This window comes from Megamonas hypermegale, from assembly GCF_900187035.1.
GTDB lineage: Bacteria > Bacillota > Negativicutes > Selenomonadales > Selenomonadaceae > Megamonas > Megamonas hypermegale.
On sequence record NZ_LT906446.1, the window covers coordinates 779,951 to 791,416 of the forward strand.

The following is an 11,466-nucleotide window of genomic DNA, read 5'->3' on the forward strand; positions in this document are numbered from 1 at the left end:
ATTAAATTTCTATTTTTAATGAAACAACAATAAAATTAATCCACCGATTGCAGGCATTGCCACTATGCAGAATTTTAAAAATGGACGTGGTGCAAGATGAGTACATTTCGAACCGATAAATGCGCCAATCATTAAACCTAATAAAGTTTGAATAAAAATTGGAAAATCAAGATTTCCGTTTACAAGGTAACCGAGTCCACCTGATGCTGATATAGGTAGAATGATTAGCATGCACGTTCCAATGGACTTCAAAAGTGGAACGCCAAAAATCACAAGCAATGTAATTTGAATAAATGCGGCTGCACCAATGCCAAAAGCACCAGATAAGAATCCATTTATAATACCCGTTATAATGCCGTAAATATAAAACTTTTTACCTGCTAACTGTTCAGGACGAATATGTATATGTTTATCCATAAAATCAGCTTGATAAACCTTAACATATAAAATAATAGCAGATAAAATAATCATCGTTGCAGTGCAAATGCTAAGAATGTCTTCTGGGATTTTATCAGAGAATTCCGCACCTAAAAAAGCACCGACGATACCGCCTAAGCCAATTACAAGTCCAGTTTTTACAACAACTTCATGTTCACGCAGATGACTGATTACACCAGAAATCATAGTAAATACCATTGAAGCAAGTGCTACTCCTAATGCTGTATGAATTGGTACATCAAATACAACAGTTAACAAAGTAATCGTGACACCTGCACCACCAGCACCGACAAAACCAATTAAAGCACCTAGAAATAGCATAGAAATAAATATCATAAAATCATCTCCTTTTCTATATTTTATAATGTACAAAAATTGTATATAATATAACTTAAAGTTCTATGAAAATTTTATGATAAATTACATATTTTGAAAGGAAAGACAATATTCATGGCAAATTTTAATTATTTGGAAGAAATACCCGAATTTAAAAATTTTGCTTCTATCTGTATCGAAGCAGAAAAACGTTGGAGAACAGATACACCTGTATCTTGTGTAAAAGAAATCAGAACAGCATTAGAGATGGCTATTAGATGGGTATATCATACTGATATAAAGCTTATTTCTGAAAATATTTCTCAAAATAATTTGTATGATTTAATGTCTAATAAAAAATTTTCATGTATTATTAGTACAAAATTAACTAATGAACTTCATTACATTCGTAAAAAAGGAAATATAGCGACACATGAAAATGGAATTAACATTGATAAAAATGTAGCTAATACTTGCATGAAATATTTATTTAATTTTATTCAATGGATGGAAGCAACTTATTGTAAAAAACATTATAAAAAAAGAAGTTTTGAAGAAAATAGTATTATAGATACTTTGTCGGATAATTTAAAAACTATAGGAGTAGCAGTCGGAGGAGTTATAGCAGGTGTTATTGGAACTGTAATTTTTAGTTCTAAAAATAAAGCTTAAGATTTTATAAAAAAAGCCTAGTGAAAATTCACTAGGCTTAATTTGTTTATTTAGATTTTTGATAAGATGTTTTAAATTACATCATACCAGGCATTCCGCCGCCCATACCTGCACCAGCAGCTGGAACTTCAGCTTTTTCTGGTTTATCAGCAACGATTGTTTCTGTAGTGAGAACCATAGCAGCAATACTTGCAGCATTCTGAAGAGCGCTACGAGTTACTTTGGCAGGGTCAACAATACCAGCAGCAATCATGTCTTCATATTTGCCGATAAGAGCATTGTAACCAACGCCTGCACCAGCAGATTTAACATGTTCTACAACAACGGAACCTTCAAGACCAGCATTGTTAGCAATCTGGCGAACTGGTTCTTCAATTGCACGTTTTACAATTTCAATACCAGTTTTAACATCGCCTTCAGCTTCGAGTTTTTCAAGAGCTGGTTGGATGTCGATGAATGTAGTACCGCCACCTGCAACGATACCTTCTTCAACAGCTGCACGAGTTGCATTTAAAGCATCTTCGATACGAAGTTTTTTATCTTTCATTTCAACTTCAGTTGCAGCACCAATTTCAATTACAGCTACGCCGCCAGCGAGTTTAGCAAGACGTTCTTGTAATTTTTCTTTATCGAAATCGGAAGTAGTTTCAGCGATTTGTTTTTTAATCTGTTCTGCACGAGCAGCGATTTCAGCTTTATCGCCATAACCATCAACGATTGTAGTTTCTTCTTTAGAAGCACGAACTTGACGAGCATGACCGAGGTCAGAAAGTTCAACGCTATCGAGTTTACGGCCGAGTTCTTCACTGATTACTTGACCACCAGTTAAGATAGCGATATCTTCGAGCATAGCTTTACGACGGTCACCAAAGCCAGGAGCTTTAACAGCAAGAGCTTTGAAAGTACCACGAAGTTTGTTTACAACGAGAGTTGCAAGAGCTTCGCCGTCGATATCTTCTGCAATGATAACGAGTTCTTTACCCTGTTTAACAACTTTTTCAAGGATAGGGAGAATGTCAGCGATTGCGGAAATTTTGCGGTCAGTGATAAGGATATATGGATCATCCATAACAGCTTCCATTTTATCAGTATCAGTAACCATGTATGGAGAAATGTATCCGCGGTCAAACTGCATACCTTCTACAACGGAAAGGTTAGTTTGCATACCTTTGGATTCTTCAACAGTGATAACACCGTCTTTACCAACTTTTTCCATAGCATCAGCAATAAGTTTACCAGTTTCTTCATCAGCGGAAGATACGGAAGCAACTTGTGCAATAGCTTCTTTGCTTTCAACTTTTACAGCTTTGGCCTTGATTTCTTCAACTAAAGTTGCAACAGCCTGTTCGATACCTTTTTTAATAATCATTGGGTTAGCACCAGCAGCTACGTTTCTCATGCCTTCATGAATCATAGCCTGAGCAAGTAATGTAGCAGTAGTTGTACCATCACCAGCGATATCGTTAGTTTTAGTAGCAACTTCTTTTACGAGCTGAGCGCCCATATTTTCGAATGGATCTTCAAGTTCAATATCACGAGCGATTGTAACACCATCGTTAGTGATTGTTGGAGCACCAAATTTTTTATCTAAAACAACATTTCTGCCTTTTGGGCCAAGTGTAACTTTTACAGCATTAGCGAGTGCGTCAACGCCTTTACCAAGAGCCTGACGAGCTTCTTCGCCAAATAATACTTGTTTAGCCATTTAAAAAGAACCTCCTAGGATATACATTTAAAGTTAAGTTTATTTAGTTTCTGCAAATTATTCAATTACAGCTAAGATATCGCTATCTCTAACGATTAAATAATCTGTTCCATCAACTTTTACATCAGTACCAGCGTATTTAGAGAAGATAACTTTGTCATCTACTTTTACGTCTAAAGCAACTTTTTTGCCATCAACGTATTTGCCTTCGCTTACAGCAACTACTACGCCTTCTTGTGGTTTTTCTTTAGCAGTGTCAGGTAAAACGATACCGCTTGCGGTTTTAACATCGCCTTCAGAAACTTTAATAACAACTCTGTCGCCTAATGGCTTAATCATTGTATATTCCTCCTATATATAATAGTATTTCATACATATTTTTATTTTGTTAGCACTCTATATTGATGAGTGCCAACTCACAGTTATTATTGTAGTTAATTTCAAAAAAAAAATCAAGCCTTTTTTTGATTTTTTGATTAATTATTTTAAAAAGCTTAAAAACCCTTGAAATAAAAGGATTTTGTTTATCAAAAAAGTGAGAATGATTATTGAAAAGTCAAAAAAGATTAAATCAATAGCACTTTTATAGCACTCAAAATATAATTTCATCATTCTAAGTCTATTAAATAAAATTTTATTACTAGGATATTTCTACTCATTTAGTGAGTAAACTAAATATCAATAAAATAAATGCTCTTAATGCTTAATGAAATTACAGGTAAGACTATATTGTGTATTATATTAAATAATTGTGTTATAAAAATACATAAAACCCCGATAAAATTTTTACCTTATAGTATTTTTATGCAAAATTAGTTAAAAACAATAATTACCTCATTTAATTATTGACAAATAATATCATGAGTATATAATAAAAGCCAATTTATAGCTTTTATATATAAGCAAAAGAAGGTTATTTGTTTTGAGAAAATTTGAATATATTCGTAAATATTTTTTAGAAATAAGTATGTTAGTTGTCGTTTTAATTTGGTCATCAAATAATTCAGTGATAAAAATAGGTATATCAGAAATTGGTACATTTACTTATAATGCTTTACGTCTTAGTATTGCTAGTATTCTTTGTTGGTTATGGCTTTATAAAACCCACACATATAAAAAGATGCCTTGGCATGATTTAAAAGCATTAATATTATTGAGTTTATGCGGTTTTTGCTTTACACAAATATGTTTGACATATGGATTATCTAAAACAACAGCAGGAAATGCTTCACTAGCTTCTGCTATTATGCCTCTTGCTGTAGTTTTGTTAAATCGCATTTTTAAGAAAATACCACTTTCTAAAATGATGACCATAGGAATTATTTTATCTTTTAGTGGAGTTTTAAGTATTATTTTTAGTTCCAATAAAGAAATAAGCTTTTCTAATTATCATTTAATAGGTACACTCATTGTTGTTTTCGGTCAATTTTCTAATGCTTATTATACAATTTATGCTAAAGATTTATTAAATAATTATTCTAGTTGCCAAATAGTAAGTTATTTAATAAGTATATCTGCCGTAGTATTCTTTATTTTAGCTATTCCAGAAATGCGAACTATAGATTTTAGTTCATTATCTAATTCAGCATGGATAAGTGTTTTTTATTCAGGCATATTTGCACTTTGGCTATGCAACATCATTTGGGTATATGCAGTTGGTCAAATAGGTTCAACTAGAACAGCACTTTATCAATATTTATTACCAGTTTGTTCTTTATGGTTTGCTTATATTTTACTCGATGAAACATTAGTCACAGGTCAAATAATTGGCACGATATTAATTTTAATTGGATTGATAATTAGCAGAAAATAAATTCCCGATAAAATAAAAAGGCATTTACATAAAAGTAAATGCCTTTATTTATTAAAAGATTATTTCATAGAGTTTGCAACGCATAATTCTTTTTTGATATCCCATAATTTTTGAGATAAATCAACATAGTAGCGATGAGGATTTTCAAAACGTTTAACTTCATCCCATAAAGAGTTAACTTCGCGTTTGCAATAGTCACGGATTTTATCGATAGATGGACTATCGTATACGCGTTTACCATTTTTGAAAATAGGTACTTGAAGTTCTCTAACTGTAAAATTAGTGAGAGTTTTTTGTTTCCAAGTAGCCATTGGGTCAAAGATAACATGTGGTTTTGTATTATCGATGACTTCATCATGTAAGCAAATTTCATCTGCAATAGCTTTGCCAGTTTCATTATCGTATAAACGATAAACTTTTTTGAAATGTGGATTAGTGATTTTTGCAGTATTTTCGCTGAGTTTGATTTTTGGAATGATATTGCCTTGTTCATCTTCAACAGCAACTAATTTATATACACCGCCAAAAACAGGCGCAGATTTAGATGTAATCATGCGTTCGCCGACACCAAAAGTATCAACTTGTGCACCTTGCATTATTAAATCACGGATTAAATGTTCATCAAGTGCATTAGAAGCTACGATTTTGCAAGTTGTAAGTCCTGCATCGTCGAGCATTTTACGAGCTTGTTTAGATAAATAGGAAATATCGCCAGAATCAAGGCGAATAGCAAAATTAGTAATTCCCTGAGGAACGAGCATTTCTTTAAATACACGGATAGCATTTGGTACACCGCTTTTTAAAGTATTATACGTATCAACGAGCAATACAGCATTGTGTGGATAAATTTCACAATATGCTTTAAATGCTTCATATTCACTATCAAACATTTGAACCCAAGCATGTGCCATAGTGCCGCCAGCAGGAACGCCGTAAAGTTCATCTGTAAGTGTGCAAGCAGTTCCAGCGCAACCACCGATATATGCAGCTCTAGCACCTTTTACAGCACCATCAGCACCTTGAGCACGGCGAGAACCGAATTCTAATACGGCTCTACCTTGTGCAGCGCGCACAATGCGGTTTGCTTTTGTGGCAATCAAAGATTGGTGATTTAATGCTAAAAGTACAAAAGTTTCTAAAATCTGGGCTTCAATAGCAGGAGCTTTAATTGTCATGATTGGTTCACGAGGGAAAATACAAGTTCCTTCTGGTACAGCGTAAATATCACCTGTGAAATGAAAGTTTTTTAAATAATCGATAAAATCATCGCTAAAGAGATTTTTAGAACGGAAATATTCAATATCTTCTTCGTTGAAGTGCAAATCTTCAATGTATTCGATTACTTGTTGAAGACCTGCTGCAATTGCAAAACCACCATCATCTGGAATGTTACGAAAAAATACATCAAAATACACATTTTTATTATGTAAATTATTTTTCAGATAACCATTTCCCATTGTAAATTCATAGAAATCACATAACATGGCTAAATTTTCATTTTTTGAATTCATAAAGAACTTCCTTTCAAATTTATAATAAAAAATATTATAAATCCTTCTATATCTTAATATACAATACGTAATAAATTTATTTTAAATAGTTAAAAATAAAAACCGTATTTCTAATATTATATAGCAAGCTGTAGTTATTTTCTATACTTTTGCCAAAAATAAGCTAATTTTTACAAATATATCAATTATATTAATCTAACAAAAAAAGAACTCCATGATATTAAGATACCATGAAATTCTTTCTTATTATTTATTAAATAAACATTTATTTAGTAAAAACACATTCACCATTGATATACGTTTTATCGACTTGCACTTTATCCACATCTTCAGGTGCAATAGCGAAGATATCTCTATCTAATGTTATAAAATCAGCTTTATATCCTGTTTTTAATTGACCAAGATTTTTAAAACCTGCTATTTGAGCTGATTTTTTTGTGTATAAGATTATTGCCGTTTCCATATCAATAATTTGATTAGCTCCGCAATCAGTGCCATCATATGCTTTTCTAGTGACAGCACCTTTTATACAGCTAAATGGGTCTGATGGTATAGCCCAAGATGTGGCAGGTGCATCAGTTGAAAAACATAAATTTACGTTTTGTTCTAGCAAAGATTTTATTGGATAACATTTTTTCATGGTGTCTTCGCCGAGATTTTGCAGATAACTTTCTATTTCAGCATATAAGAAAATAGGTTGCGTTACAAAACCGATATTTTTTTCTACAGCTTTATTGATACTATCTTGGCTAGGCAAAGTGATATGTTCTACTCTCACATATGGTCTAGTTTCATTTAACCAATCTTTTTCAGCATAAACTCTATCTACTATGCGTTTTATAGCACTTGTTCCCATAGCATGTACAGATAATTGACATTTATTTTGTTTGCAAAAATCGATTGCCGTTTCCAATTGTTCATCAGAACATACACTGATACCACAACTATCGCTATTTAAGTAAGGTTTATCCATCCAAGCAGTTTTACCAGATACACTGCCATCACTGATTAATTTTAAACCAGCTACGAATACTTGATTATCATTATTTTGTTTTTCTTTGCTGATTGCAAAATTTTTATCATTCATGAAGAAATCCCACATATAATACATGGCAACTTCTTGCTTAAAACCTTTAGCGATAGCTTCTTTATAATAATTGTAATTATCGTATTTATCCAAATTGCCCATATCACAGACGGCAACAATGCCTTGTGAAGTCAATAAATCCCCTAAATCCACTAAATTTTGGACTTGTTCAGCTTCATTTAATTCAGGGATATAAGGCAAAACTAAATTTCTAGCATTTTCTTCTAAAATGCCAGTAGGTTCGCCAAATTCATCTTTCTCAATATGACCGCCTTCGGGGTCTTTCGTATCTTTCGTTATTCCCGCTAAAGCTAATGCCTTACTATTTACACATCTTATATGCGCGCATGTGCGAATAATGGATACTGGAAAATCTGTCGTTCCTTCATCTAAATCCCAGCGAGTTATCGAGCGTTTTTCAGCAAATTTCCCTTCATCATAGCCCCAGCCCAAAATCCAGCCGTCTTTTTTATCTTTTTTCATTTGATTGGCTTTTAATTTTATTTCTTTGATTAAATCAGCTATTGAATTTACTTTTGGAGGTAGAGCAGATATTTCTTTGCTAAAATCAGCAAGCATTACAGGATGCATATGTGCATCTACAAAACCTGGTAATACACAAGCATTGTTTAAATCTACTACAGGATAATCAAAATTCGGTCTATCTTCTTTTTTTCCTATCCACTTTATATATCCGTTTTCTACAACCATACTGTCAGCATGAAGATTGGCTTCATCTGATGTGAAAATCTTTCCATTTTCATAAATAATATTATTTTGCTTCATAAAATATTCTCCACAGATTTAATTGAATTTAATTGTTCCATACTTCATAAGCGATGCTTTCTTTTTTCTTGAGTTTATAAACACTAGCACCGATGATATAGCCTAAAATAGTTGGGATTAGCCAAGCAAAGCCTTGTTTTGCTAATGGAATTTGATTGATAACGCTTATTAATCCAGAAATATCTATATTTAATAAGCCTGTTGTAACAGCTAAATTTAAAGCATCAAATAAAGACATTATAAATGCTACCCATACAGCACCTTTCCAAGCTCCATCATTCGGTACCCATTTTTTACCCAATCCCAAGAAAGTCAATACAACAGACATTGGGAACAATATCATGAAAATAGGACCAGAAATTTTGAGAATATTAGTTACACCAAGGCAAGATATCATGAAAATAGCAAGCGTAATCATCAATGAAGCCATTTTATAAGAAATTTTACCGTTAGACCATCCTTCTATCCATTGACCAGTAGTTGCAATCATGCCAATAGCAGTAGTTAAACAAGCTAAAATAACAGCGATAGATAAAATACAGCTACCTTCATAGCCAGCCAAATTTTTTACTAAATCAGTTAATAAGAATGTAGCATTTACATCTAAACCATAATAATTTACGCCTTGAGCTCCTAAATATGCCAATCCTGCATAAACGATGAACAATAAAATAAAACCTACAATAATAATACCGAGCATCATTTTATTGTATTCTTGTTTAGTGCGATAGCCTTTTTCGCGAAAAGCAGCAATAAACATACCAGCGCATAATATGCCTGTACCAACATCACCAGTATTATATCCTGTAAAAAATCCATTTAAGAAAGAGTCTTTTGCTGTTGAAATTGAACTGCTATGTAATGTATCGATAGGACTTACAACGGCTAAAACGATAATCGCCAATAATGTTATTAACAATAATGGTGTTAAATAATTACCAACTTTATCAATAACAGTAGAACGGTTCATAGCAAAATAATACGATACAGCAAAAAATACAGCTAAAAAAATTATTCTTGCACTAAGTGGTAATTCGCCAAAAATTCCCTGCATGCCAGATTCAAATGCAACACCGCCACATCTTGGAATTGTACCGAAGATAACGACTAATAAACCTAAACCCATGTATAAATAATGCCACCAACTATTGACATGTTTCATCATATCATGCAAGCCATAGCCAACATTTCCTACAGATGCCAATGCCATCATTGGAAATAAAATACCTGTAAGTGCAAGTCCAATTATTGTCCAACCAACTTGTTCACCTGATGCTAAACCAATAATCGGCGGAAAAATCAAATTGCCTGAGCCAAAAAATATGGCAAACATGGCAAAACCCATAACCAAAATATCTTTTTTCATATTTTTTTTCATCTAATAAATCACTCCTAATACACATTTCATCATTCAATATATCACTCTAACATCTTTATCGTATAATTATACCAAAGTCATACATCTTGTCAATGAAATATTCAAAATAAATTTTTATCTATATTTTTTCTTTTAAGAATATACATTTGTAGTATAAATATATAAAAATATCCATTTTAAAGGAACTGATTTTTATAAAATAAATTTATTTATGATTTTTGATTTAACAATAGATAATTAATTTAAATGATACTAATACATTTTATTTGTAAAATTATACCAAAAAGCTTCTTAATGACTAAGTATTGAAGTCCATTTTAGAAAATGATATAATTGTTTTATTGTGGAGATAGCCACCAGTAATAATTAGCTGGTGGCTATTCTTATCTTAGTTATTTAAATTTGTTTTAGATTATTTATAGAAAGGATGTATCTTTTGCTAGATAATAAACAATTACTATATAAAATATTACCTTATGGCTGTCAGATGAATTTTTCTGATGGTGAACGCTTTGCTGGACAATTAGAACGTATGGGCTATAAACCAGCAGATAAGATGGAAGATGCAGATATTATCATAATAAATACTTGTTGTGTGCGTGAAAATGCTGAAAAGAAAATTTATGGTAAAATCGGTGAAATAAAACATTTAAAACAACAAAATCCAAATTTAATACTTGGCATAACTGGTTGCATGGCACAAAAAGATGGCGACAAAATTTTTAAAAAAGCACCACATGTCGATTTCGTGTTAGGTACAAATAAAATGTATGATTTACCAGCTGTATTAGAAGAAATTTACACATCTCGCGGTCATATCGTTAAATTAGCTGGTGATTATGATATGCCACCAAATGTTGAACCAGCAAAAAATGATTCATTATTCGCGTATGTGCCTATCATGTACGGTTGCAATAATTTCTGCACTTATTGTATCGTGCCATACGTTCGCGGTCGTGAACGTAGCCGTGCACCAGAAGAAATTGTAGCTGAAATCACAAAAATGGTACAAAGCGGTGTAAAAGAAGTAACACTGCTTGGACAAAATGTAAATTCATACGGTAAAGATAGAAATGATGCTGATTTTGCCGACCTTTTAACTATGGTAGATAAAATTGAAGGCATTGAACGCATTCGTTATATGACTTCTCATCCTCGCGATTTAACTGATAAAGTAATTGCAGCAATAAAAAATAGCAAACACGTTTGTGAACATTTCCATTTGCCGGTACAATATGGTACAGATAAAATGCTTAAAGCAATGAACCGCGGTTATACTACTGCTTATTATAAAGAACTCATCGCTAAAATTCGTCGTGATTTTCCAAACGCTAGTTTCACCACTGATTTAATTGTAGGTTTCCCAGGTGAAACAGATGAAGACTTTTCGCAAATGCTCGAATTCTTAAGAGAAATTCGCTATGATGCAGCATACACTTTCGTTTATTCTAAACGTTCTGGTACTCCAGCAGCTACAATGAAAAATCAAGTTCCCGAAGCGATTAAAAAAGACCGTTTGCATAAATTGATGGATTTACAAAATGAAATCAGCCTTGAAATAAATGAAAAACTATTAAATCAAACTGTAGAAGTAATGGTAGAAGGTCCAAGTAAAACTGATAAAACAGTTTACACTGGCCATACACGTACAAATAAAATCGTTTTATGGCAACATAAAGATGAAAAAGTGGGCGATTTAGTAAAAGTAAAAATAACTCATCCGCAGACTTGGGTATTAAAAGGCGAATTGGAGGCGTAAAT

9 protein-coding genes are annotated in these 11,466 nt (G+C 32.5%); 3 read left to right on the forward strand and 6 right to left on the reverse strand.

The window, feature by feature from the left end:
- Window positions 1-15: 15 nt before the first annotated feature.
- Entirely contained in the window at window positions 16-774 is a 759-nt protein-coding gene (locus tag CKV65_RS03675) for a sulfite exporter TauE/SafE family protein (RefSeq protein WP_027889610.1), read from the reverse strand.
- A 114-nt stretch (window positions 775-888) separates the two neighbouring features.
- Between CKV65_RS03675 and CKV65_RS03680 the strand changes: the two genes are divergently transcribed.
- On the forward strand, window positions 889-1,425 hold the full coding sequence (locus CKV65_RS03680; RefSeq protein ID WP_027889609.1) for a DUF4145 domain-containing protein: 537 nt from the start codon (window positions 889-891) through the stop codon (window positions 1,423-1,425).
- Between the two features lie 76 nt (window positions 1,426-1,501).
- Here CKV65_RS03680 and groL read toward each other — a convergent pair whose 3' ends face one another.
- Window positions 1,502-3,130 (reverse strand): chaperonin GroEL, encoded by a 1,629-nt coding sequence (groL, locus tag CKV65_RS03685; RefSeq protein WP_027889608.1) that lies wholly within the window; start codon window positions 3,128-3,130, stop codon window positions 1,502-1,504.
- A 57-nt stretch (window positions 3,131-3,187) separates the two neighbouring features.
- The gene (gene groES, locus CKV65_RS03690; RefSeq protein WP_027889607.1) at window positions 3,188-3,469 is read right to left on the reverse strand and encodes a co-chaperone GroES; all 282 of its coding nucleotides are present in this window, start codon (window positions 3,467-3,469) and stop codon (window positions 3,188-3,190) included.
- 583 nt (window positions 3,470-4,052) lie between these two features.
- Here groES and CKV65_RS03695 point away from each other — a divergent pair.
- Window positions 4,053-4,943 carry a DMT family transporter gene (locus CKV65_RS03695; RefSeq protein WP_027889606.1) on the forward strand — a complete coding sequence of 297 codons (891 nt, stop codon included), beginning with the start codon at window positions 4,053-4,055 and terminating at the stop codon, window positions 4,941-4,943.
- Window positions 4,944-5,002: 59 nt separating this feature from the next.
- On the opposite strand, the gene CKV65_RS03700 is transcribed toward CKV65_RS03695, so the two are convergent.
- The 3 genes from CKV65_RS03700 to brnQ form a co-directional block, all read right to left on the reverse strand.
- Window positions 5,003-6,454, reverse strand: a complete 1,452-nt coding sequence (locus CKV65_RS03700; RefSeq protein ID WP_027889605.1) for a nicotinate phosphoribosyltransferase — start codon at window positions 6,452-6,454, stop codon at window positions 5,003-5,005.
- Window positions 6,455-6,719: 265 nt separating this feature from the next.
- Window positions 6,720-8,327: an amidohydrolase gene (locus CKV65_RS03705; protein WP_027889604.1), complete on the reverse strand. Its 1,608-nt coding sequence runs from the start codon at window positions 8,325-8,327 to the stop codon at window positions 6,720-6,722.
- Between the two features lie 28 nt (window positions 8,328-8,355).
- Window positions 8,356-9,705, reverse strand: coding sequence for a branched-chain amino acid transport system II carrier protein (brnQ, locus tag CKV65_RS03710; protein ID WP_027889603.1), 1,350 nt, complete (start codon window positions 9,703-9,705; stop codon window positions 8,356-8,358).
- 427 nt (window positions 9,706-10,132) lie between these two features.
- Here brnQ and miaB point away from each other — a divergent pair, with 427 nt between their 5' ends.
- Window positions 10,133-11,464 carry a tRNA (N6-isopentenyl adenosine(37)-C2)-methylthiotransferase MiaB gene (miaB, locus tag CKV65_RS03715; RefSeq protein WP_197695393.1) on the forward strand — a complete coding sequence of 444 codons (1,332 nt, stop codon included), beginning with the start codon at window positions 10,133-10,135 and terminating at the stop codon, window positions 11,462-11,464.
- The last annotated feature ends 2 nt before the right edge of the window (window positions 11,465-11,466 follow it).